Here is a 23430-nt window from a genome sequence, read left to right as displayed (position 1 = left end):
CTCAGTCCGACCAGTCGACGGTGACGAGCTCGGGCAGCGGCTCGAACTCTTTGATCGCGTCGAGCGACGGGCCCATGGCCGCGTTCGCCTCGCGCTCGACCATGACTTCCACCAGCACCGGCAGCCGCTCGCGGGCGGCCTCTTCGGTGGCCCAGGCCAGCGCATCGCGCAGGTCGCCGGGCAGTTCCACGCGGCGGGCCGGGCAGCCGAACGACTCCATGGCCTTGACGTGGTCGATGCCGCCTTCGCCGTAGTGGAGGTCGACGGCGTAGTTCATGCCGTAGGGGATCTCCGCCTGCCTGATCAGCCCGAGGTACTCGTTGTTGATCATCACGATGACGAACGGGATCCGATACTGCGCCGCCACCGCGACCTCCTCCATCAGGAACTGGAAGGAGTAGTCGCCGACCACCGCCACGACCTGGCGTTCGGGGTGGGCGCACTTGACGCCCATGGCCGCGGGCACCTCCCAGCCGAGCGGCCCGGCCTGGCCGCACACCAGGTAGCGCCTGGGCAGGTAGGTGGTCTGGAACTGGCCCGACCAGATCTGGTAGAGCCCGATCGCGGTGACGAAGGTGGTGTCCCGGGGATAGAACGCGTTGAGCTCCCTGAACACGCGGGGCGGCTTGATCGGCACGTCGTCGAAGTCGTCGCGGCGCGCCATCGTGCGGCGCAGCTCGCCGACCCTGCGCACCCACTTGCCGGGTGCCCGGGCGGTGGTACGGCTGCGCGCCTCGGTCACCATCTCAGCCAATACGGGCCGGGCATGGCCGAACACCCCTAAGTCCGGCTCGAAGACCCTGCCGAACTGCGTGGGCTCGATGTCGACGTGGATGAAGCGCCGGCCCTTGCGGTAGACGTCGAGGTCGCCGGTGTGCCGGTCGCCGAAGCGGGCGCCGACGGCCAGCACGAGGTCGCTTTCGAGGAAGGCCGCGTTGCCCCACCGGGTCTGCGTCTGAATGCCGGCCATCCCGGCGAACAGCGGGTGGTCCTCGGGGAAGGCCCCCTTGCCCATGAGCGTGACCTGGACCGGAACCTGGAGGTGTTCGGCCAGCGCGCGCAGCTCGTCGGCGGCCTCGGCGACGATGACGCCGCCGCCGGCCAGGATGATCGGCCTCCTGGCTTCACCCAGCAGGTCCACGGCCCGGCGCACGGCGGCGGGCAGCGGCTTCGGCGCCTCCACGGGCAGCGGCGCGTCCACCGAGCGGTCGTAGCGGCAGGTGCCGCGCTGCACGTCGATCGGCAGGTCGATGAGCACCGGCCCCGGCCGCCCGGAGCGCGCGATGCGGAAAGCCTCGCGGAAGACCCAGGGCGCCTGGGCGGGTTCCTTGAGCTGTACCGCCCACTTGGTGACCGGCCGGGCGATCTCCACGATGTCCACCGCCTGGAACGCCTCCTGGTGCAGCTTGGAGGTGGCCGCCTGCCCGGTGACGCAGATGATCGGGACGGAGTCGGCCATCGCGGTGTAGAGACCGGTGATCATGTTGGTGCCGGCGGGTCCCGAGGTGCCGACGCAGACGCCGACGTTGCCCGTCACCCTGGCCCACCCGTCGGCGGCGTGGGTGCCGCCCTCCTCGTGCCGCACGGTGACGTGCCGGATCGAGCTGTGCCGGAGCGCCGCGTACAACGGCAGGATCGCGGCGCCCGGAATGCCGAAGACGGTGTCCACGCCCTCGGATTCCAGCACCGCGACAACCGCCTCCATACAGGGCATCCTCGTCATGAATTGAGCCTTTCGATCACCTTGAGCAGGGCGGAGTGGTCGAGCGAGCCGTGTCCCTGGGCGCGGGCGGCGGCCACGAGCTGGGCCACCTGGCCGGTGAGCGGCAGCGCCACCCCGGCCTCGCGGGCGGCGGCGAGGGCGATGCCCATGTCCTTGTGGTGCAGGTCGATGCGGAAGCCAGGGACGAACTCCCGGACGATCATGCTCGTGCGCTTGAGGTCGAGGACGCGCGATCCGGCCAGACCGCCCGCGAGCACGTCCAGCCCCTTGCCCGGATCCACGCCGGACGCCTCCAGCAGCACGATCGCCTCGGCCACCAGGCCGTAGATCCCGCCGACGACGAGCTGGTTGGCCGCCTTGACCGTCTGCCCGGCCCCCGCGGGGCCGACGTGCACGATCGTCTTGCCGAGCACGCGGAAGACGGGCAGCGCCGCCGCGAAGTCCGCCTCCGCGCCACCGGCCATGATCGACAGCGTGCCGTCGATCGCGCCCCGCTCGCCGCCGCTGACCGGCGCGTCCAGCGTCCGCACGCCCAGCCCCGCCGCCCAGCGGGCGGTCTCGGGGCGGATCGTGCTCATGTCCGCCCACAGCAGCCCCGGCCGGCCGTGCGCGGCGATCTCCGGCGCGACCTCCTCCACCTGGGGCGAGTCGGGCAGCATGGTGACCACCAGGTCGGCCTCGGCCACCGCCGCCCCGGCGCCGGTGGCGGTCTTCCCGTCGAACGACTCCATGCGGGCCGGGCTCACGTCATAGGCGGTCACGACATATCCGGCTTTGGTGAGGTTGGTGGCCATCGGCAGGCCCATGATGCCGAGACCGACGAAGGCGACGTTCACGATGTCCTCCAGGTCCTCCAGGTCCTCCAGGTCCTCCAGGTCCTCCAGGCGCCCGGGCCGGTGCCGTACAGGGCAGGGCGCGGCCCGCTCATGCGGACCTCAGCGCCGCGCGCATGAGCCGCGCGGTCTCCGAGGGGGTGCGCCCGACGCGGACCCCGGCCGCCTCCAGCGCCTCCTTCTTGGCCTGGGCGGTGCCCGAGGAGCCGGAGACGATCGCGCCCGCGTGACCCATCGTCTTGCCCTCCGGGGCGGTGAACCCGGCGACGTAGGCGATGACCGGTTTGGTGATGTGCGCGGTGATGTGGGCGGCGGCGCGTTCCTCGGCGTCACCGCCGATCTCACCGATCATCACGATCGCGTCGGTGCCCGGGTCCTCCTGGAACGCCTGAAGGCAGTCGATGTGGGTGGTGCCGACGACCGGGTCGCCCCCGATGCCCACGGCGGTGGAGAAGCCGAGGTCGCGCAGCTCGTACATGAGCTGGTAGGTGAGCGTGCCGGACTTGGAGACCAGGCCGATGCGCCCGGCGCCGGTGATGTCGGCCGGGATGATGCCGGCCGACGACTGGCCGGGGCTGATCAGGCCGGGGCAGTTCGGGCCGACGATCCGGGTGCGTCCACCGGCGGCCAGGGCGCGGAAGCGGATCGTGTCGTGCACCGGCACGCCCTCGGTGATCACCACGCAGAGCGGGATCCCGGCGGTCACCGCCTCCTCCACGGCCGCGGCGGTGAAGCGCGGCGGCACGAACAGCACCGACACGTCGGCGCCCGTCTCCTGCGCCGCCTCGGCCACCGAGCCGAAGACCGGGACCGTGCGCTCGCCGAAGTCCACCGACCGGCCGCCCTTGCCCGGGGTCACCCCGGCCACCACGTCGGTGCCCGCGGCCAGCATGCGCGCGGTGTGCCGGGCGCCCTCGGACCCGGTCATGCCCTGGACCAGCACGCGGCTGTCCTTGGTCAGGAAGATCGCCATCACGCACCTGCCGCGAGTCTGGCCGCCAGCTCGGCGGCGCCGTCCATGGTGGGAATCTGGCGCACCGCCGGGTGCCGGGCGTCGCTGAGGATGCGCCGGCCGACCTCGGCGTTGTTGCCGTCGAGCCGGACCACGATGGGCCTGGCTCGGCCCCGCTCGCCCAGCAGTTCCAGCGCGGTGACGATGCCCGTGGCCACCGCGTCGCAGGTGGTGATGCCGCCGAAGACGTTGACCAGCACCGAGCGCACGTCCGGGTCCGACAGGATGATCTCCAGCCCGTCGGCCATCACCCGGGCACTGGCCCCGCCGCCGATGTCCAGGAAGTTGGCCGGATCGGCCCCCGCCGCCGCCACCACGTCGAGCGTGCTCATGACCAGCCCCGCGCCGTTGCCGATCACCCCGACGCTGCCGTTCAGCTTGACGTAGTTGAGTCCCTTCGCCCGGGCCCGGTCCTCCAGGCTGCCGGTGAGCTCGGCGGGCTCGCGTTCGTGGCGGAAGGCGGCGTTGCCGTCCAGGGTCACCTTGCCGTCCAGGGCCACGATGCGCTGGTCGGTGGTGCAGATGAGCGGGTTCACCTCCACGAGTAGGGCGTCCTCGCCGACCATGAGGTCCCACATCCGCTCCAGCACCTCGGCCGCCGCCGCGGGCAGGCCCGCCTTGGCCGCGAGTTCCTCGCCGTCCACGCCCCGGACCGGATCGACCGGCATCCTGACCAGCGCGCCCGGATCGCGCGCGGCCAGTTCCTCGATCTCCATGCCGCCCTGCGCCGAGACCATCGCGAGGAACGAGCCCGACGCCCGGTCGACGAGGAAGGCGGCGTAGTACTCCTCGAACGGCACCGTCGCCGCCTCCACCAGCACCGCGTGCGCGACGTGCCCCTTGATCTCCATCCCGAGGACGCGGGCGGCCTCCTCCTCGGCGGCGACGGGCCCCGGCGCGGGCCTGATGCCGCCGGCCTTGCCTCTGCCGCCCGTCTTGACCTGCGCCTTGATCACGACCGGAGTGCCCAGTTCGTCGGCGATCACACGGGCTTCCTCCGGAGAACGGGCCACGTCTCCCATGGGGACGGGGATGCCGTGGCGCCCGAAGAGTTCCTTCGCCTGGTACTCGAAAAGGTCCATGCGAGCCTCCTTTGTAGACGGTATACCGTATGGGGTAAACTCCGTCTAGGGCTCGACAGAGAGCCGATCGTGTGGATATTCCATACAGTATGGAGAATGCAATCCAAGACTGGCGAGGCCGCGCCTACCGCGTGGGCCCCGTCCCCTCCGACCGCCCCCGCATGTTCTGGCTGGCCTGGGCGTCCATGGCGGCCATCGCACCCCTCCAGTACGGCTACGCCGCCCTCCTGACCCGCGACCGGGCCATGCTCGTCCCGCTCGCCGCCTGGATCGTCTGCCAGGCGGCCGGCGCCCTCGTCCGGGGCAACCCCCGCGCCTCGCTGGGCGCCGGCGCCGCCCTCACCTCGACCGGCCTGGCCGCCCTCTGGTACGGCCCGGCCTGGCTGCCCCTGTCCCTCTACGCGGTCCTCGGCGGCCTGGGAGCCGGGCTGGTCTACCGGGCGTGCGGCGACGTGGTCGCCGCCTGGCACCCGGAACGCCCGGCCACCCGGGTCGGCCTGGCGACCGGCGCGTTCGGGTACGGGGCGCTGCCGGTGCTCGCCTGGGCCGGGCTGTTCCCCGCCGCGCTCCCCTGGGCCTGGCCGGCCTGGGCGGCCGTGGCCGCGGCGGTGATCGGCGCCGCCGCCCTCCGCCTGCGCATGCCGCCGCCGCTGTGGTGGCCGGACACCGTGGACCCGCGGGCCCACGCCCTCGATGCCGCGGTGCTCCGCCGTACCCCTGGGGCCGTGCGCGACTTCTCCCTGGCCCAGGCGCTGAAGACGCGGGAACTGCCGGTGCTGGCGGCCATCCTGGTGTGCGCCGGCGCGGTCTCCATCGCCGACGTGGTCATCGTGGCCGCGCTGGCCGGCGGCGCCGCGGGAGCCGGAGTCCTGGCGCTGCTGGTCGGCCTCAACGGCGCGGGCCGGGCGGTGGCGATGCGCTGCTCAGAACGGCTGGGCAGAAAGGCCGTCCTCGCCGTCGTCCTCGCGCTGCTGACCCTGGGCCAGCTTCTCCTGGCCGGCTTCGCGGCCACCGGCGCCCCGCTCGCCCTCTGGACCGGCGCGCTGTTCGCCGGACTGGGCGGCGGCGCCTTCTACCCCCTGCTCGCCAGCCTCGTCCGCGACCTGTTCGGCGCCGCCGGGACCGGCAGGATCCACGCGGTCGTCTACAGCGCCAAAGCCGCCGCGGGCCTGCTGGCCGTGGCACTGGCCTGGCTCGCCCTCACGCCCCCTGAGCCGTTCTCCGGAAGGACGGCCCTCGCCCTGCTCATCGCCGCGGCCCTCGCCGCGCTGCCGGCCGTCGCCGCCACGCGCTTGCGCGCACCCGGTCTGCCAGCGACGATCCCCGTGTGATGAGGCTCACCGGCCGGGAAGGAACCACAAACTGTATGCTGTAGGCAGTCGACGACAAACTGTAAAGTGGAGCCGCGAACATGTTGCTGTCGGATCAGGCCGGCCAGGCGGCGGCCAAGATTCCCCGCCCCGCGACACTCCGCGAGAGCGTGATCGAGGCCATCCAGGAGCTCATCGTCTCCGGCCAGCTCAAACCCGGCCAGCACCTGGTCGAAAGCGAGCTGGCCGAACTGCTCGGCGTCTCCAGGCAACCGGTCCGCGAAGCGCTCCAGCAGCTCAGCGGTGAAGGCTGGGTCGACCTGTTCCCCGGCCAGGGCGCCTTCGTCCACGTGCCGACGCTGGAGGAGGCCGACCAGCTGCTGGCCGTACGCACACTCCTCGAAGCCGAGTCGGCGCGGCTGGCCGCGCTTCACGCCGGCGAGGACGGCGTGAAGCGGCTGCGCGCCCTGTGCGCCCGGGGCGTCGCCGCGGTCCAGTCCGACGACGTGGACGCCGCGGTCGCCACCAACTCCGAGCTCCACGCCCTGGTGACCGCCCTGTCGGGCAACAAGGTGCTGGCCGAGCTCGCCGCGCAGGTGGCGCGGCGGGTGCGCTGGTACCACACGCCCGTCGCCCGGCAGCGCGGCATGGCGTCCTGGGAGGAGCACACCGCGCTCATCGACGCGATCGAGGCCCGCGACGAGGAGCGCGCCGCCCGCATCATGCGCGAGCACACCGAGCACACCCGCGCCTCCTACCTCGACTCACGCGCCGGCGAGCCGGTCGAGCCCGCCCCCAAGCCGGTACGGCGGCGCCGCCGCGCCAGTTGACCCGGCGTTCACCGGCGGATGCATGCCGCGAAACACCTCGGGCAGAGGACGAACGCACGTTGGGAGGTGACTTGACCATGAAAGCGTTGCTGAGCTTTCTCCGCGGTGATCCCCTGGGCGGCCCCGGCGACGGCCGCGCCCTGGGCATCGGCCTGACCGCCGCCCTCCGCAAGCAGTACTCGGCCGAAGCCGCCGACCACTACCTGGAGCTGTGGGCGGACGAAGTTATCCACAAGTCTCCGCGCGCCTAGTTCACCATCCGTTACCATGGGTCTATGCCGTATCTAGATGAACGCATGGACCGCGTCGAGACCGACATCAGGGAGACAAGAAGCGACATCTCCGGCCTTAGGGCCGACATGACGACCGTCAAGAAGGACATCGTCGTACTCAAGGCCGACATGACAACCGTCAAGAAGGACATCGTCGTACTCAAGGCCGACATGACAACCGTCAAGAAGGACATCGTCGTACTCAAGGCCGACATGACAACCGTCAAGTACGACATCATCGAGATGAAGGCCGACATCGTTGAGATGAAGGCCGACATCGTCGTGATGAAGGAAGACATCGTCGTACTCAAGCGCTCCGTCGGCAACATGGAGAAGACGGTCGCCGTCATCAGGGACGACCAAGCCGAGATGAAGGCCAGCCTCATCCAGATCGGCCACACTCTGGCCAAGCTCGTGGCCAAGTCCGAAGGCGTGTAGCCGCGGGGCGGACACGGCCGCACCCGCACCGCGGCCGGTGTCACTGCTCCGCAGGTTCCTCGTCCCGGGCGGCACGGGACGACTTCAGCAGACTGAGCACGGTGGTGACGGCGAGGGTGCCGATGATGACCCCGAGCGAGACCAGGATCGGGATCTCCGGCGCCCAGGACACCCCGTCGTTGTGCAGCGCCTCCAGGATCAGTTTGACCCCGATGAACGCCAGCACGACCGAGAGCCCCTTGCTCAGGTAGACCAGGCGGTCCAGCAGTCCCCCGATGAGGAAGAACAGCTGCCGCAGCCCCATGAGCGCGAAGGCGTTCGCGGTGAACACCAGGTACGGCTCCTTGGTCAGCCCGAAGATGGCCGGGATGGAGTCCAGGGCGAACAGCAGGTCGGTGGTGCCGATGGCGACCATGACGATGAGCATCGGGGTCACCATGCGGCGGCCCTGATGCACGGTCAGGCGGGCGCCGTGGTAGGCGTCGGTGGCAGGCAGCACGCGGCGCACGGCGCGCAGCGCGATGTTCTCCGAGAACTCTGCCTCCTCTTCCTCGTGCCCGATCAGCTTCCACGCGGTGTAGACGAGGAAGGCGCCGAAGACGTAGAAGAGCCAGTCGAAGCGGGTCACCGCCTCGGCCCCTGCCGCGATGAAGGCGCCGCGCATGAGCAGCGCCAGCACGATGCCGATGAGCAGCACCTTCTGCCGGTACTGCCGCGGCACCTGGAAGCGGCTCATGATCAGCAGGAAGACGAAGAGGTTGTCCACGCTGAGGGAGTACTCGGTGATCCAGCCGGCGAAGAACTCCCCGCCGCGGCCGGGTCCCGTGAACGCCAGCAGGCCGATGCCGAACACCACGGCCAGGGCCACGTAGAAGGAGACCCAGCCGACGCACTCCCGGAAGGAGGGTTCGCGGGGGTTGCGGGCGACGAGGTAGAAGTCGAGGGCGAGGATGAGGCCGAAGCCGCCGATCGTGGCCAGCCAGACCCACGTGGGCAGGTTCATCTTCTCCTCACGGTCAGGCGTTCGTGCAGCCACACGAAGCCGATGGCGAATCCGACGCTCACCATCGCCTGGTAGCCGAGGAAGGTGAGCACGCCGTCACGCATCCCCGCCCCGGCCAGGCTCTCCTGCAGGAGCCGGGACAGCGGGAAGGCGACCATCCAGAACAACGCGACGGGCGCGAAGGCTCCGGGTTTGAACGGCGGGCGGTCACGCAGCAGGCCGTACGCCCCTCCGAAGAGGGCGAGGGGTACGGCCAGCGCGAGGGCGGACAGCGCGGCCCGTCCGGCGGGCTGCCCTGCGAGCAGGGTCAGCCCACCGGCGGCGAGCCCGGCGACCGCTCCGATGGCCGCCCCGGGCAGGGCGGGTTCGAGGCTGTGCCGGATCGCCATCAGCCCACGACCACGCCGTAGGCGAACAGGCTGTAGAACAGCATGCCGAGGTAGAACACCGCGCCGAAGCCGATGATCACGTTGCTCCACCACCTGGGCCGGATCGGCTTGGGCAGCATGCGGTTGTTGACCAGGAGCAGCGTGACGCAGTAGGCGCCCATGGCGAAGGTGGACAGGAACGCCAGCGTGTCCAGGATCCCGCTGGGCCCGTCGGCGGGTCCGAAGAGCAGGATCAGGATGCCGAAGATGATCACGCCCCAGAGGAACCCGGCGTACAGGTGCGACATCTTCCGCTTCTTCGCCCCGGGGACGAAGTTGTAGGTCATGTCGGCCTGCCCGCGCGAGAACGAGTCGAACAGCCCGAGCGTGGCGTTGAGGCCGATCAGCGCGATGAAGCCGAGGAAGACCACCCCGAGCACCGAGCTGCCCGCCGAGGAGACGGCGTCCGACATGGCGGTGAGCGCAACCTCGCGGTCGTCGCCGGAGATGATCGTGCGCACGCCCGGGTTCTGCCGCACCGCGGCCTGGGCGATGACCGTGAAGGAGATGGTGACCAGCATGGTCACGCCCCAGAACAGCAGCAGCGCGTCGAAGGTGACCCAGCGCCGCCAGCCCTTCCACTTGGCCATCTCGGCCGGGTCGTCGGTGTCGAACATGAAGCCGCGCGAGGGCATGGCCTCTTCTTCGCCGGCGTGCCGCAGGCCGCGGATGCGCGGGATGTGCGCGCCCATGCCGGCTCCGGAGTCGCGCAGATGCAGCGTGTACCACATCTGCTGCATCCCGGACGGCCCGGCGAACGCGCAGGCCCCGACGATGACGGGGAACCAGGCGGCCGACAGCGCCTCGGGCGGCAGGTAGCCGAAGGAGAACATGCCGCTGATGGTGGAGACCACGTCGCCCCAGGAGCCGACCATGGCAGCGACCACCGCGGTGCCCACGACCAGTGCCCCGATCAGCAGCGACAGCACGTTCTCCAGCACGTTGTAGATGACCTTGGCCAGCGAGAAGACCACGCCGACCAGGATCAGCCCGATGACCGCGGTGAGGACCCACGGGATGCCGGTGATCTCCTCGAAGGCCGCCGCGCCCGCGGACAGGTGTCCCGGCCAGATGTAGACGGCGATGGCGACCACGAAGAAGAACCACATGATCGGCTTGAACACCCGGGCCGCGCCGGAGAAGATGCTCTCCCCCGTGGCCATGGCGTAGCGGGCCATCTCCAGCATGACCACGGCCTGCAGGGTGACGCCGATGAGGAACAACCACCTGATCTCCGGCCCGAACAGCAGCACGAGCCTGGGCCACATGTACGACTCGCCCATTCCCACGCCCAGGGCGACCAGGAAGACGGTCGGTCCGAGAATGTGCACCGACGGGGGCGCGTCGGGCAGTTTCCTGATGGGCATCGGCTCCAGCCGGCCCGCTTTCCATACGCGTTCGTCCTCGACCGGTGGCGCCGTAGCCGCCGGTGGTTTGGATGTGTCCACCTACGGACCTCCTGGGGGGTTGGTGAGTTCTCGTGCGCTGCCCCGATGTGCCCCCTCGCCCGCTGCGTTCGGCTCTAACGCAGCAGCCCTGCAGCCCTGGCCCAGCGGTACTTGGCACCGAGGACGGCCACGGGCTTTTCCGTGGTGTAGGGATAGGCGATGACGCCGTGTTCGAACAGGTACTCGCTGGCCTCCTCGACCTCGGTGTCGCCGGCCAGGGACGCGACGACCGGCTTGACGTTGCCCTTGGCCCGCTCCTCGGCCACGACGCGGGCGATCAGCTCCGCGAAGACCATGGGCGGGGTCACGATCGTGTGCCAGTAGCCGAGGACGAGCGCGTGGATGCGTTCGTCGGACAGCCCGAGGCGGACCGTGTTCTCGTAGGTCGAGGGCGGTTCGCCCCCGGTGATGTCGATGGGGTTGCCCGCGGCGCCGAAGGGCGGGATGTAGGCGCGGAATGCCTCGTCGAGGTCGGGCGGGATCTCCATGAGCGTGAGCCCGGCGTCCACGCAGGCGTCGGACAGCAGCACGCCGGAGCCGCCCGCGCCGGTGATGATGACGACGTTCTCGCCCTGGGGCGCCGGCAGCAGGGGCAGCGCCCTGGCGTACTCGAGCATGTCGTTGAGGCCGGGCGCCCGCACGACTCCGGCCTGGCGCAGGATGTCGTCGTAGACCTTGTCGTCCCCGGCCAGGGCTCCGGTGTGCGAGCCGGCCGCCCGCGCGCCCATGGCGGTGCGCCCGGCTTTGAGGACGATGACCGGTTTGCGGCGGACGACCCGGCGCGCGGCCTCGACGAACCCGCGCCCGTCCTTGAGGTCCTCCAGGTGCATGGCGACCGCGCTGGTGTTGTCGTCCTGCTCGAAGAAGGTGAGCAGGTCGTCCTCGTCCACGTCGGCCTTGTTGCCGACGCCGACGATCGCCGAGACGCCCATTTTGGTGGTACGGCTGAAGCCCAGGATGGCCATGCCGATGCCGCCGCTCTGCGAGGTCAGCGCGACGCTGCCCTTGACGTCGTACGGCGTGCAGAACGTGGCGCAGAGGTTTTCCGGCGTGTAGTAGTAGCCGTAGATGTTGGGCCCGAGCATGCGCACGCCGTGCCGCCGGGCGATCTCCACGATCTCCCGCTGCCCGTCGGCGTTGCCGGTCTCGGCGAACCCGGAGGGGATCATGATCGCGCCGGCAACCCCCTTCTTGCCCGCCTCTTCCAGCGCCGGCGCCACGAACGCGGCGGGGATGGCGAAGACCGCCACGTCCACCTCGTAGGGCACGTCGGCGATGCTCTTGTAGGCGGGCAGCCCCATGATGTCGGCGGCCTTGGGGTTGATCGGGAAGATCCGCCCCTGGTAGCCGCCGTTGATGAGGTTGCGCATCACCGAGTTGCCGATCTTGCCCTGTTCGGCGGAGGCGCCGATGACGGCGATGGCCCGCGGCCTGAAGATGCGCGTCATCTGGGCGAGGATCTGCTCCCTGGGCAGGCGTTCGACGGGCGCGGGGGCCGCGCCGACGAGGATGCGCACGTCGGCGGCGACCGCGCCGGAGGCGGAGGCGAAGACGGGGTTCAGGTCGATCTCGACGATCTCGGGGTGGTCACCGACGAGTTCGCCGACCCGCTCGATGAGCCCGGCGAGAGCGGCGCGGTCGGCGGGTTCCGCCCCGCGCGCCCCACGCAGCACTTCCGCCGCTTGGATGTCGTCGAGCATCGTGAGCGCATCATCACCCGAAACCGGGGCGAGACGGAAGGTGACGTCCTTCAGCACTTCGACGAGGACACCGCCCAGGCCGAAGGCGACGATCTTGCCGAAGGTGGGGTCGGTGACCGCGCCGACGATGACCTCGTGGCCGCCGCCGACGAGCTGCTGCACCTGCACGCCGTCGATGCGGGCGGCCGGGTTGTGGGCGCGGGCGTTGGCCAGGATCGTCGCGTAGCCCGCGCGGACCTCCTCGGCGCTCTTGAGGCCGACGAGCACGCCGCCGGCGTCGGTCTTGTGCAGGATGTCCGGCGACACGATCTTCAGGACCACCGGCATCCCGATTTTTCGCGAAATATCCACCGCTTCGTCGGCCGAGCCGGCCAAGCCCTCGCCCGGCGTGGCGATGCCGTACGCCGCGCAGATCTGGCGGCCCTCGGGCGCGGTCAGGGCCGTGCGGCCCTCCGCCAGCGCCTTCTCGATGACTTCCCTGGGGGACATTCAGATGACTCCGTTCGTCTTAAGCTCGGCCAGCTCGCCCGCGCTCACCCCGAGCGCGCCGTAGATCTCCGCGTTGTGCTCGCCCAGCAGCGGCGGCGTGCGCACCTCGACCGGCGAGTCCGACAACTGCAGCGGGCTGCCCACGGTCACGAACTCGCCGCGTTCCGGGTGCGGCACCTTCACGACGATGCCCTCCTCGCGCAGGCTCTCGTCCTCGGCCAGCTCCCTGGTCGACAGGATCGGGCCGCACGGGACGTTCGCGGCGTTGAGCTGGTCGAGGACGGTCCACTTGTCGTGGCGGATCGTCCACTCCTCGATGAGCTGGAACATCTTGTCGAGCTTGGGCAACCGGGCCTCTGGCGTGGCCCACTCGGGGTCCTCGGCCAGCTCGGGGCGGCCGATGATCTTTGACAGCGGCGTCCAGCCGACCGGCTGGACGATCACGTAGATGTAGTCGTTGGGCCCGCCGGGCGCGCAGCGCACCGCCCAGCCGGGCTGGCCGCCGCCGCTGGCGTTGCCGCTGCGCGGCACCTCGTCGCCGAAGGTCCGGTTCGGGTACTCACGCAGCGGGCCGTGCGCCAGGCGCTGCTGGTCACGCAGCTTCACCCGGCACAGATTGAGTACGGCGTGCTGCATGGCCACCTGCACCCGCTGCCCCCGGCCGCTGCTCTCCCGCTGGTACAGGGCGGCCAGAATGCCCGCGACCGCGTGCACGCCGGTGCCCGAGTCGCCGATCTGCGCGCCGGTGGCCAGCGGCGGGCCCTCCTCGAAGCCCGTGGTGCTCATGGAGCCGCCCATGGCCTGGGCGATGACCTCGTACGCCTTGTAGGAGGCGTACTTGCCCGCCCCGAAGCCCTTGATCGAGGCGTAGATGAGGCGCGGGTTGAGCTCCTGGAGGCGTTCCCAGGTGAAGCCCATCCGGTCCACCGCGCCCGGGCCGAAGTTCTCGACCAGGATGTCGGCGTCCTTCACCAGCCCGGTGAACAGCTCCTTGCCCCGCTCGGACTTCATGTTCAGGGTGATGCTGCGCTTGTTGCAGTTGAGCATCGTGAAGTAGAGGCTGTCGACGCCGGGCGCGTCCCGCAGTTGCTGGCGGGTGATGTCGCCGGTGGGCGCCTCCAGCTTGACCACGTCGGCGCCGAGCCAGGCGAGCAGCTGGGTGGCCGAGGGCCCGGACTGGACGTGGGTCATGTCGAGGACGCGGACGCCTTCCAGTGCTGTCATCTGGGGCCTCACTTGTACATCGTCTGGTTCATGGTGCCGGGCGCGTAGACCTCGGGGTCGACCCACACGTTGATCAGGGAGGGCTTGCCCGACTCGCGCGCCCTCTGCAGGGCCGGGCCGATCTCCTCCGGGTCGCGGACCTCCTCGCCGTGACCGCCGAGCAGCTTGGCGAAGTCGCCGTAGCGGATGTCGCCCAGGGTGTTGCCGACCCGCCCCCTGGCCTCGCCGTACTTGACGGCCTGGCCGTACCTGATCTGGTTCATCGAGGAGTTGTTGCCGATGACGCCGATGAACGGCAGGTCGAAGCGGATCATCGTCTCGAAGTCCCAGCCGGTCAGCGAGAAGGCGCCGTCGCCGAACAGGCACAGGACCTCCTTGTCGCGGCGGGCCTGCTTGGCGGCCATCGCGAAGGCCATGCCGACGCCCAGCGTGCCGAGCGGGCCCGGGTCCATCCAGTGGCCGGGCGACTTCGGCTGGACGACCTGGCCGGAGAAGGTGACGATGTCGCCGCCGTCGCCGATGTAGATCGTGTCCTCGGTCAGGAACTCGTTGATCTCGTGGACGAGGCGGTACGGGTCGATGGGGTCGCTGCCGGACAGCTGCCTGGGCAGGCGCTTCTCGTACGCCTGGGTCTCGACCGCGCGCAGCTCGTCCATCCAGGCCTTGCGCTTGGCGACCGCGTCGTTGATCCGGCCGCCGGCGGCCTGGAGGGCGCCGGTGAGGATGAGCCCGGCGTCGCCGACGATGCCCAGGTCGACGTCGCGGTTCTTGCCGACGGTGCGGTAGTCGAGGTCGATCTGGACCACGGTGGCCGAGGGGCTGAGCCGCTTGCCGTACCCCATCCTGAAGTCGAACGGCGTGCCGACGATGATGATCAGGTCGGCCTCGGTGAAGGCGTACCTGCGGGAGAGCTGGAAGTGGTGCGGGTCGCCGGGCGGCAGGGTGCCGCGGCCGGAGCCGTTCATGTAGGCCGGGATGTTGAGCCCGCGCACGAAGTCGGTGGCCGCGTCGGTGGCGCGGCAGGTCCAGACCTGGCTGCCGAGCAGGATGCACGGCTTCTCGGCGTGGGCCAGCATGCCGGCCAGGCGCTCGATGGCCTCGGGGTCGCCCTGCTGGCGGGTGGAGGCGCGGTAGTTCTTGGGGATCCTGGCCTTCTCCAGCGGGATCTTGGCGTCGAGGACGTCCCGCGGGATCTCGAGGAACGACGGGCCCGGCGCGCCGTGGAAGCACTCGCGGAAGGCCATCGAGACGATGTCGGCCACGCGCTCCGTGCTGGGCACCGTCGCGGCGAACTTGGTGATCGGGGTCATCATGTCGACGTGCGGCAGGTCCTGCAGCGAGCCCATCTTGTGCTGGCTGAGCGCGCCCTGGCCGCCGATGAGGAGCATCGGGCTCTCGGCGCGGAAGGCGTTGGCCACGCCGGTGACCGCGTCGGTCGTGCCCGGTCCCGCGGTGACCACCGCGCAGCCCGGCTTGCCGGTGACGCGCGCATAGCCGTCGGCGGCGTGCGCGGCCACCTGTTCGTGGCGGACGTCGATGACCTCGATGCCCTCGTCGACGCAGCCATCGTAGATGTCGATGATGTGCCCGCCGCAGAGCGTGTAGATCACGTCCACGCCTTCTGCCTTGAGCGCCTTCGCTACCAGATGACCGCCAGAGATCGTTTCGGACATCCTCTATCCTTTCCGGCGACTGTCTCCCGCATACTGCATACCGTATGACGCCATGGTTACCCTCTCCCGATCGGCCTGTCCAGACCTCTACGGCAACTCGATCAACTCCACCTGACCGCCCTCCCACCCCGGAGGCACCACCGCCAGCGCCTCGGCCAGGGCCGCGCCCCACAACGACCCGGGCCGGTCATGACCCACCGGAACCGCCCCGTTCTCCCCCCTGCGGACCGGAACCAGGCGGGTGTCACGCGGATGCGCCCGGACCTTCCCCGCCAGCGCGCTCATCTCGCCCCTGCGCGGTCCGCCCAGGATCGGGACGAGCAGCGTCATGGCCGCCCCGAGCGCGGCGAACGGGTTGCCGGGCAGGCCGACGAGCAAGGCCCCGCTCGCGAGCCTGGCCAGGATCTGCGGGTGTCCAGGACGTACGGCCACGCCGTCGATCAGCACCTCCGCATCGCCGAGAACGGCCCGCAGGTGGTCGGCCGGACCCTTCGAGGAGGCCCCGCAGACCACCACGACATCGGCGGGCCGCGCCGGAGCGGCCGGGCCGGAACCGGGCGCGGTCCCGGCGAGGGCCGCGCGCAGCGCCTCGGCTCCGTCCGGCAGCCGGAGGTTCCCGGTCACCCGGCCGCCCGCCCACGCGACCAGGCCGGGCAGCATGGGCCCGATGGCGTCCCGCACCCGCCCCGGCCCCGGCAACCCCTCGAAGACCACCTCGTCCCCGGTCACCAGGACGGACACCGCGGGCTTGGCCAGCACGCGCAGCCGATCGTGCCCCAGCCCCGCGGCCAGCCCGAGCACGGCAGGAGTGACCACGCTCCCCGCCCCGAGCACCACGGCCCCCGCGGGAACGTCCTCACCCCGGAACCGGACGTGCCGGCCCCGCTCGGCCACGCCCTTCACCCACCCGTCCGCCGCCTCGGCGACCTCGTACGGCAGCACCGACCAGGTCCCCTCCGGCACCGGCGCCCCGGTGGCGATCTCCGCCGCCTCCCCGCCGGACAACGCCGGGCCGGGCGCGCCCCCGGCCAGCACCCGGCCGGTCACCCGCCAGGGCGGCGGGCCGCAGACCGCGTAGCCGTCCATGGCCGACACGTCCGCCCCGGGCACCGGGACCAGGGCCCGGAGGGGCTCGGCGAGGCGGCAGCCGTACGCCTCGGACAGCGGGACGTCGGCGGGGGCGGGGGCATGGGCGAGCGCGGCGGCGAGGTCGCGCGCCCGCTCCCAGGACAACGTCGTCATCGGGCGACTCCTTGACCGCATTTTTTCCATACTGTATACCGAATGCACAACGGGCCGCGATGAGCGGCTCGTCGCATGTGGCGGCCACTGCGGCCTACGGACCAACCGTATCCAGCGGTGCCGCGCATCATCCGACGCGAGAACGGAGCGCAGCATGAAGGTCGCTGTTCTTGGCGCCGGCGCCATCGGCGCATACGTGGGAGCCGCCCTGCACAGGGCGGGAGCCGAGGTGCATCTGATCGCGAGAGGCGAGCACCTGGCGGCCATCCGCCGCGAGGGTGTCCGGGTGCTCAGCCCCCGGGGCGACTTCGTCGCCCACCCCCATGCCACCGACGACCCGACCCACGTCGGGCCGGTGGACCACGTCTTCCTGGGCCTCAAGGCGAACCACTACGCCGCCGCGGGCCCGATGGTCAAGCCGTTGCTGCACGAGGCCACAAGCATCATCGCGGCGCAGAACGGCATCCCCTGGTGGTACTTCCACGGGCTCAGGGGCCCCTACGAGGGCCATCGCATCGAGAGCGTCGACCCGGACGGCGCCGTGACGGCGGCGCTGCCGCTGGAGCGGGCGATCGGCTGCGTCGTCTACGCCGCCACCGAGATCGAGGCACCGGGCGTCATCAGGCATCTGGAGGGCACCCGGTTCTCCATCGGCGAGCCGACCGGGGACCTCAGCGCGCGCTGCGCCTCCTTCAGCCGGGCCGCGGTCGAGGGCGGGCTGAAATGCCCGGTCGAGGCGGATCTGCGCAAAGACGTGTGGATCAAGCTCATGGGCAACATCGCCTTCAACCCCATCAGCGCCCTGGCCCGCGCCACCATGGCCGGGATCGCCCGCCACCAGGGCGCCCGGGAGCTGGTCGTGGCCATGATGCAGGAGACCGTCGAGGTGGCCTGGCGGGTCGGCTGCGACCCCGGGGTGTCGATCGAGCGGCGGCTGCGCGGGGCGGAGAAGGCGGGTGAGCACAAGACCTCCACCTTGCAGGACCTGGAGAGGGGCCGCCCGCTGGAGCTCGACGTGCTGCTGGCCGCGGTGGTCGAGCTGGCCGACCTGACCGGCGCGCAGGTGCCGGTGCTGCGCGCGATCCACGCGGTGAGCGACCTGCTGAACGAGAACCTTGTTCGTACGGCCTAACGGGGCATACCGTAGGCGGTATACAGAATGGAGGGATCATGAGCTATGCCCGCCTGACCCATCCACTGGTGCGTGAGGACGGCGTGCTGCGCCAGGCCACCTGGGAGGAGGCGCTCGACCGCGCCGCCGAAGGGTTCCGGCGCAACATCGACCGGCACGGCCCCGACTCCTTCGCCATGTTGTCGTGCGCCCGATCCACCAACGAGATGAACTACATAGGCCAGAAGTTCACCCGCGTCGTCGTGGGCACCAACAACGTGGACTCGTGCAACCGCACCTGCCACGCGCCCAGCGTCGCCGGGTTGTCCGCGGTGTTCGGCAGCGGCGGCGGAACCTCCTCCTACCAGGAGGTCGAGGACACCGATGTGATCATCATGTGGGGTTCCGCCGCCCGCAACGCCCACCCGATCTTCTTCCACCACGTGCTCAAGGGCATCCACAAGGGCGCCCGCATGTTCGCCGTGGACCCGCGGCGCACCGGCACCGCCGAGTGGGCCGACCGCTGGCTCGGCCTCAACGTGGGCACCGACATCCCACTCGCCCACGCCGTCGCCCGCGAGATCATCCACGCCGGGCTGCACAACCGGGCCTTCATCGACCGCGCCACCACCGGGTTCGAGGAGTTCGCCGCCTCGGTCGAGCCGTGGACGCTCACCGCGGCCGAGCAGGTGACGGGCGTCCCGGCGGAGGCGATCCGCGAACTGGCCCACGCCTACGCCCGCGCCGACCGGGCCCAGCTCTGCTGGACGCTCGGCATCACCGAGCACCACAACGCCACCGACAACGTGCGCGCCCTCATCAACCTGGCCCTGCTCACCGGTCACGTCGGCCGGTACGGTTCCGGCCTGTCGCCCCTGCGCGGCCAGAACAACGTGCAGGGCGGCGGTGACATGGGCGCCATCCCCAACCGGCTGCCCGGCTTCCAGGACATCCTCGACCCGTCGATCCGGACTTCCTTCGAAAAAGCATGGAATATCCGGATCCAGCCCCGCTATGGGCTCAACCTCACCCAGATGCTGGAGGCCATGGCCGAGGGCGAGGTCACCACCTGCTACCTCATCGGCGAGAACCCGGTGCAGTCCGAAGCCGACTCGCTGGCCTGCGTGAAACGCCTGTCCATGCTCGATCACCTCGTCGTGCAGGACATCTTCCTCACCAAGACCGCCCAGATGGCCGACGTCGTGCTGCCCGCCAGCGCCGCCTGGTGCGAGAGCGAGGGCACCTTCACCAACAGCGAGCGCCGCGTGCAACGCGTCCGCAAGGCACTCGACCCGCCGGGCGAGGCCCGCGACGACATCTGGATCCTGTGCGAGCTGGCCCGCCGGCTCGGCCACGACTGGGCCTACACCTCCGCCGAGCAGGTCTGGGACGAACTGCGCTCCGTCTCCCCCGCCCACCGCGGCATGAGCTACCAGCGCCTCACCGACCTGCAGGGCATCCAGTGGCCCTGCCCCTCCGAGGACTCCCTCGAACCGCCCTACCTGCACGCCCGCCTCTGGGAGACCGACCCGGTCCGGCGCGGCGAGCCCGCCCCCTTCGCCCTGCTGCGCCACTCACCGCCGGTGGACCTGCTCGACGAGGAGTACCCGCTGCGCCTGACCACCGGACGGCGGCTCGACTCCTACAACACCGGCGTGCAGTCCTCCGGCTTCGCCTCCCCGCTGCGCCGCGGCGAGACGATCGAGCTGTGCCCCGAGGACGCGCGGCGGCTCGGCGTCAGCGCCGGGGAGGAGGTCCGGATCACCTCCAGGCGCGGCTCCGTCGTCGCGCCCGTGTTCATCGACCCCGCCCTGCGGCCCGGGCTGGTCTTCATGACCATGCACTTCCCGGACGAGGTGGACACCAACGCGCTGACCATCGAGGCCACCTGCCCGATCGCGGGCACCGCCGAGTTCAAGGCGGCAGCCGTACGCGTCGAGAAGCTTGTGACGGTGGGCTGATGGACCTGCGCTTCCGCGACGCCCGCCCGACCGCCGAGGAGCGCGCCGCGGTGGACGCGCTCCTCGGCCCGCCCGCCACCGCCTGGGACGGCGGCGCCAGGACCGAGACCGGCCTGCGCTCCGCCGCCCGCGCCGAGCCCGCCCGCGACCTGCTCCTGCCCGCGCTGCACGCGGTCAACGACCGGGTCGGCTGGATCAGCGAGGGCGCCCTCGACTACATCTGCCGGCGCCTGACCGTGCCGCCGGCCGAGGCGTACGGGGTGGCGTCGTTCTACTCGCTGTTCTCCCTGTCGGAGCGGCCCGCCCGGGTGCTGCACGTCTGCACGGACCTCGCCTGCCAGGCTCGGGGCGCTTCCGAGGTACGGCGGGGCGTCGAGGAACGGCTCGGCCCGCCGGGCAGGGATTGGCAGGAGAGCCCCTGCCTGGGGCTGTGTGAGCGGGCTCCGGCGTGCCTGTCCCTGGAGGCCGGGGCTTCCGCGGACGCCGAGCCGGCCGTGGCCGCCGCCGTGCCTCAGGCGGGGCAGCCCGATCTGGTGCTGCTCCGGCGGATCGGGGTGGTGGATCCGGCCAGCCTGGACGACTACCGGGCGCAGGGTGGGTACCAGGCGTTGCGGCGGGCCTTCCAGCTCGGGCCGGCGGGGGTGATCCGGGAGGTCACCGAGGCGGGGCTGGTGGGCAGGGGCGGGGCGGCCTTCCCCACCGGGCGGAAGTGGGAGGCGACCGCGCGGCAGCCCGACCATCCGCACTACCTGGTGTGCAACGCCGACGAGAGCGAGCCGGGCACCTTCAAGGATCGCGTGATCATGGAGGGTGACCCTTATGCGCTGATCGAGGCGATGACGATCGCGGCTTACGCCAACGGGTGCGCCAAGGGCTATCTGTACATCCGGGGTGAATATCCCAGGGCTCGGGCGGCGCTGGAGAACGCCATGGCCACCGCCCGGTCGCGCGGGCTGCTCGGGGCGGACATCCTCGGGCAGGGGTTCGCCTTCGACATCGAGGTGCGGCGCGGGGCCGGGGCCTACATCTGCGGCGAGGAGACCGCGATCTTCAATTCCATCGAGGGGTACCGGGGCGAGCCGCGGACCAAGCCGCCGTTCCCGGTGGAGAAGGGGCTGTTCGGCAAGCCGACCGTGGTCAACAACGTGGAGACGCTGGTCAACGTGCTGCCCATCTTGGAGCGTGGGCCGGAGGCATATCGTGCGGCCGAGCCGAAGCTGTTCTGTGTGTCCGGAAATATCGTGAAACCGGGGGTCTACGAGCTGCCCTTCGGCGCCACGCTCCGCGACCTCCTCACGCTGGCCCAGCCGACCGGCGAGGTCCGGGCCGTCCTGCTCGGCGGAGCCGCCGGGGCCTTCGTGACCGACCCGGACATCCCGCTCACCTTCGAGGGCACCCGCGCGGCCGGGGCCACGCTCGGCTCCGGCGTCGTGCTCGTGCTCGACACCTCCGTGGACCTCAAGGCCATGCTGCTGCGCATCGCCGAGTTCTTCCGCGACGAGTCCTGCGGCCAGTGCGTGCCCTGCCGGGTCGGCACCGTCCGCCAGGAGGAGGCGCTGCACCGGCTGTCGCAGCGCGTGGACGCCTCCGACCTGCTGCTTCTGCGCGAGGTCGGCCAGACCATGCGCGACGCCTCCATCTGCGGCCTCGGGCAGACCGCCTGGAACGCCGTCGAATCGGCCATCGACCGGTTGGGAGTCTTCACGTGATCCCGTTGCAACCCCCGCGCCGCCTGATCGACGTCGAGGTGGACGGCTCCGCCGTACGCGTGCCTGAAGGCGCCACGATCCTGGACGCCTGCGAGACGGCCGGGAAGGACGTCCCCACCCTCTGCTACGGCGACACGCTGACCCCCAAGAACGCCTGCCGGGTCTGCGTGGTCGAGGTGGAGGGCGCCCGCACCCTCGCCCCCGCCTGCTCCCGCAAGGCGGAGGCGGGCATGAAGGTCTCCACCGCCACCGAGCGCTGTGTGAGCAGCCGCAAGGTGGTGCTGGAACTGCTGGCGTCCTCGGCGGACCTGTCCACGACGCCGCGGGCGAAGGAGTGGATGACGGAGTACGGCGCCGACCCGGCCAGGTTCGGCGAGGAGGCGGCCACCGTCGCGCAGCCCGCCAAGGTGGACAACGACCTGTACGTCCGCGACTACGGCAAATGCATCCTGTGCTACAAGTGCGTGGACGCTTGCGGCGAGCAGTGGCAGAACTCCTTCGCCATCAGCGTGGCAGGCCGCGGCTTCGACGCCGCCATCAGCACCGAATGGGACGCGCCCCTGACCGACTCGGCCTGCGTGTACTGCGGCAACTGCGTGGAGGTCTGCCCCACGGGCGCGCTGTCGTTCAAGACCGAGTTCGACATGCGGGCCGAGGGCACCTGGGACGAGTCCCGCCAGCAGGAGACCACCACGGTCTGCAGCTACTGCGGCGTCGGCTGCAACCTCACCCTGCACGTCCAGGACAACAAGATCGTCAAGGTGACGTCGCCGCACGACAACCCGGTGACGCACGGCAACCTGTGCGTGAAGGGCCGCTTCGGCTATGGCTACGTCTAAGGCGATCAAGCGGCGCATCCTCCGCGTGACGGAGACCGTACGCCGCACCACCGACTCCCTGGCCGCCGAGGAGCCCCTGGAGATCCGCCTGGACGGCGTCCCCCTGACGGTCACCATGCGCACCCCGGGCGACGACTTCGACCTGGCCGCCGGCTTCCTCGTCAGCGAAGGCGCCGTCACCCGCTCCGCGGACGTGGTCACGATCCGCTACTGCGCGGGCGCGGTGGCCGGCACGAACACCTACAACGTCCTGGACGTACGGCTCCCGCCCGGCATCCCACGCCCCGAACCGAGAAACTTCTCCACGACGTCGTCCTGCGGCGTGTGCGGAAAGGCGTCGCTGGAGGCGGTCCAGACAGTGGCCAGGTGGAGCCTGACGGCCGACGCCACGACCCTGTCCCGCGAAACGATCACCACCCTCCCGGCCCGCCTGAGATCCGCCCAGCGCGTCTTCGACCGCACCGGCGGCCTGCACGCGGCCGGCCTGTTCACGGCGGACGGCGACCCGCTGTGCGTCCGCGAGGACGTGGGCCGCCACAACGCCGTGGACAAGATCCTCGGCTGGGCCGTCCGCAACGACCGCCTGCCCCTGCGCGCCACCATCCTGATGGTGTCCGGCAGAGCCTCCTTCGAACTGGTCCAGAAGGCCGTCATGGCCGGCATCCCGGCCCTGGCCGCGGTGTCGGCCCCCTCCTCCCTGGCGGCGGACCTGGCCGCCGAGCAGGGAATGACGCTGATCGGCTTCCTGAGGGGCGAGTCGATGAACGTGTACACCGGAGAACACCGCCTGAACGTCACCCCGTCCACCGGTCTCGGCTCAGCCGGTGCGCGCTTCGCGGGGTGATGACGGGATGCCGTACGGCACCTGGTGCCCCCGGTGCCGGACGGCATCCCCCAAAGGCAAGGTCCTCCCTCCCGGGCGCGCTCCGCGCGAGGGGAGGTCGGGCTCCCCTCAGTGGGGGGCCAAGCCCCCCACGACCCCCAGCCGGGCGGCCTTCCGGCCTCCGGACCCCCGAGCGTTGCCCGCTTCCGAAGGGGTGGGGCTCATCCAAAGGCAACAAGTCCGAAGCCCTTGCCCTGGCAGAGTGAACGTAGGCGAGGAC

20 protein-coding genes are annotated in these 23430 nt (G+C 70.9%); 9 read left to right on the top strand and 11 right to left on the bottom strand.

The features are described 5' to 3' along the window. Position 1: 1 nt before the first annotated feature. The 4 genes from gcl to sucC all read right to left on the bottom strand — a co-directional run bounded on the left by gcl (position 2) and on the right by sucC (position 4650). Positions 2-1723, bottom strand: a complete 1722-nt coding sequence (gcl, locus tag FVE25_RS17800) for a glyoxylate carboligase (protein ID WP_157248071.1) — start codon at positions 1721-1723, stop codon at positions 2-4. After that, positions 1720-2559, bottom strand: a complete 840-nt coding sequence (locus FVE25_RS17795) for an NAD(P)-dependent oxidoreductase (protein ID WP_157248070.1) — start codon at positions 2557-2559, stop codon at positions 1720-1722. The genes gcl and FVE25_RS17795 overlap by 4 nt, the downstream gene beginning before the upstream one ends. A gap of 88 nt (positions 2560-2647) precedes the next feature. Continuing rightward, a complete protein-coding gene (gene sucD / locus FVE25_RS17790) occupies positions 2648-3529 on the bottom strand; it encodes a succinate--CoA ligase subunit alpha (protein WP_157248069.1) in 882 nt (293 codons plus the stop codon). Beyond that, on the bottom strand, positions 3529-4650 hold the full coding sequence (sucC, locus tag FVE25_RS17785; protein ID WP_157248068.1) for an ADP-forming succinate--CoA ligase subunit beta: 1122 nt from the start codon (positions 4648-4650) through the stop codon (positions 3529-3531). Before sucC ends, sucD begins: the two co-directional genes overlap by 1 nt. An 89-nt stretch (positions 4651-4739) precedes the next feature. Between sucC and FVE25_RS17780 the strand changes: the two genes are divergently transcribed. The 4 genes from FVE25_RS17780 to FVE25_RS17765 all read left to right on the top strand — a co-directional run bounded on the left by FVE25_RS17780 (position 4740) and on the right by FVE25_RS17765 (position 7500). Then, entirely contained in the window at positions 4740-5981 is a 1242-nt protein-coding gene (locus FVE25_RS17780; protein ID WP_157248067.1) for an MFS transporter, read from the top strand. 80 nt (positions 5982-6061) lie between these two features. After that, the gene (locus FVE25_RS17775; protein ID WP_157248066.1) at positions 6062-6790 is read left to right on the top strand and encodes a GntR family transcriptional regulator; all 729 of its coding nucleotides are present in this window, start codon (positions 6062-6064) and stop codon (positions 6788-6790) included. A 77-nt stretch (positions 6791-6867) separates the two neighbouring features. Next, positions 6868-7041 carry a hypothetical protein gene (locus FVE25_RS17770; RefSeq protein WP_157248065.1) on the top strand — a complete coding sequence of 58 codons (174 nt, stop codon included), beginning with the start codon at positions 6868-6870 and terminating at the stop codon, positions 7039-7041. Between the two features lie 45 nt (positions 7042-7086). Continuing rightward, a complete protein-coding gene (locus FVE25_RS17765; protein WP_157248064.1) occupies positions 7087-7500 on the top strand; it encodes a hypothetical protein in 414 nt (137 codons plus the stop codon). Positions 7501-7540: 40 nt separating this feature from the next. On the opposite strand, the gene FVE25_RS17760 is transcribed toward FVE25_RS17765, so the two are convergent. The 7 genes from FVE25_RS17760 to FVE25_RS17730 all read right to left on the bottom strand — a co-directional run bounded on the left by FVE25_RS17760 (position 7541) and on the right by FVE25_RS17730 (position 16707). Beyond that, on the bottom strand, positions 7541-8503 hold the full coding sequence (locus FVE25_RS17760; RefSeq protein WP_157248063.1) for a TerC family protein: 963 nt from the start codon (positions 8501-8503) through the stop codon (positions 7541-7543). Continuing rightward, the gene (locus FVE25_RS17755; RefSeq protein ID WP_157248062.1) at positions 8500-8892 is read right to left on the bottom strand and encodes a hypothetical protein; all 393 of its coding nucleotides are present in this window, start codon (positions 8890-8892) and stop codon (positions 8500-8502) included. The genes FVE25_RS17760 and FVE25_RS17755 overlap by 4 nt, the downstream gene beginning before the upstream one ends. Further along, the gene (locus FVE25_RS17750; protein ID WP_246267129.1) at positions 8892-10379 is read right to left on the bottom strand and encodes an Nramp family divalent metal transporter; all 1488 of its coding nucleotides are present in this window, start codon (positions 10377-10379) and stop codon (positions 8892-8894) included. The genes FVE25_RS17755 and FVE25_RS17750 overlap by 1 nt, the downstream gene beginning before the upstream one ends. A gap of 74 nt (positions 10380-10453) precedes the next feature. Further along, on the bottom strand, positions 10454-12568 hold the full coding sequence (locus FVE25_RS17745; RefSeq protein WP_157248061.1) for an acetate--CoA ligase family protein: 2115 nt from the start codon (positions 12566-12568) through the stop codon (positions 10454-10456). Continuing rightward, complete coding sequence (frc, locus tag FVE25_RS17740) at positions 12569-13792, bottom strand: formyl-CoA transferase (RefSeq protein ID WP_157248060.1); 1224 nt, start codon at positions 13790-13792, stop codon at positions 12569-12571. It lies immediately after the preceding gene. 8 nt (positions 13793-13800) lie between these two features. After that, complete coding sequence (locus tag FVE25_RS17735; protein ID WP_157248059.1) at positions 13801-15465, bottom strand: thiamine pyrophosphate-binding protein; 1665 nt, start codon at positions 15463-15465, stop codon at positions 13801-13803. Between the two features lie 87 nt (positions 15466-15552). Then, positions 15553-16707: a molybdopterin molybdotransferase MoeA gene (locus FVE25_RS17730; protein WP_246267127.1), complete on the bottom strand. Its 1155-nt coding sequence runs from the start codon at positions 16705-16707 to the stop codon at positions 15553-15555. A 154-nt stretch (positions 16708-16861) separates the two neighbouring features. Between FVE25_RS17730 and FVE25_RS17725 the strand changes: the two genes are divergently transcribed. The 5 genes from FVE25_RS17725 to fdhD are packed head-to-tail and all read left to right on the top strand — an operon-like array spanning position 16862 to position 23171. Continuing rightward, positions 16862-17839, top strand: a complete 978-nt coding sequence (locus FVE25_RS17725) for a 2-dehydropantoate 2-reductase (RefSeq protein ID WP_157248057.1) — start codon at positions 16862-16864, stop codon at positions 17837-17839. 38 nt (positions 17840-17877) lie between these two features. Further along, a complete protein-coding gene (locus tag FVE25_RS17720) occupies positions 17878-19779 on the top strand; it encodes a molybdopterin oxidoreductase family protein (RefSeq protein WP_157248056.1) in 1902 nt (633 codons plus the stop codon). Next, the gene (locus FVE25_RS17715) at positions 19779-21488 is read left to right on the top strand and encodes an NAD(P)H-dependent oxidoreductase subunit E (protein ID WP_157248055.1); all 1710 of its coding nucleotides are present in this window, start codon (positions 19779-19781) and stop codon (positions 21486-21488) included. The genes FVE25_RS17720 and FVE25_RS17715 overlap by 1 nt, the downstream gene beginning before the upstream one ends. Then, positions 21488-22327 carry a 2Fe-2S iron-sulfur cluster-binding protein gene (locus FVE25_RS17710; RefSeq protein ID WP_246267182.1) on the top strand — a complete coding sequence of 280 codons (840 nt, stop codon included), beginning with the start codon at positions 21488-21490 and terminating at the stop codon, positions 22325-22327. The genes FVE25_RS17715 and FVE25_RS17710 overlap by 1 nt, the downstream gene beginning before the upstream one ends. After that, positions 22314-23171: a formate dehydrogenase accessory sulfurtransferase FdhD gene (gene fdhD, locus FVE25_RS17705; protein ID WP_157248054.1), complete on the top strand. Its 858-nt coding sequence runs from the start codon at positions 22314-22316 to the stop codon at positions 23169-23171. The genes FVE25_RS17710 and fdhD overlap by 14 nt, the downstream gene beginning before the upstream one ends. Positions 23172-23430 lie beyond the last annotated feature (259 nt).

Source organism: Nonomuraea typhae (assembly GCF_009760925.1).
In the GTDB taxonomy this organism is placed as follows: Bacteria; Actinomycetota; Actinomycetes; order Streptosporangiales; family Streptosporangiaceae; genus Nonomuraea; species Nonomuraea typhae.
Note: the sequence above shows the minus strand (reverse complement) of the source record. Positions and strands in the feature narration are given on the sequence as shown.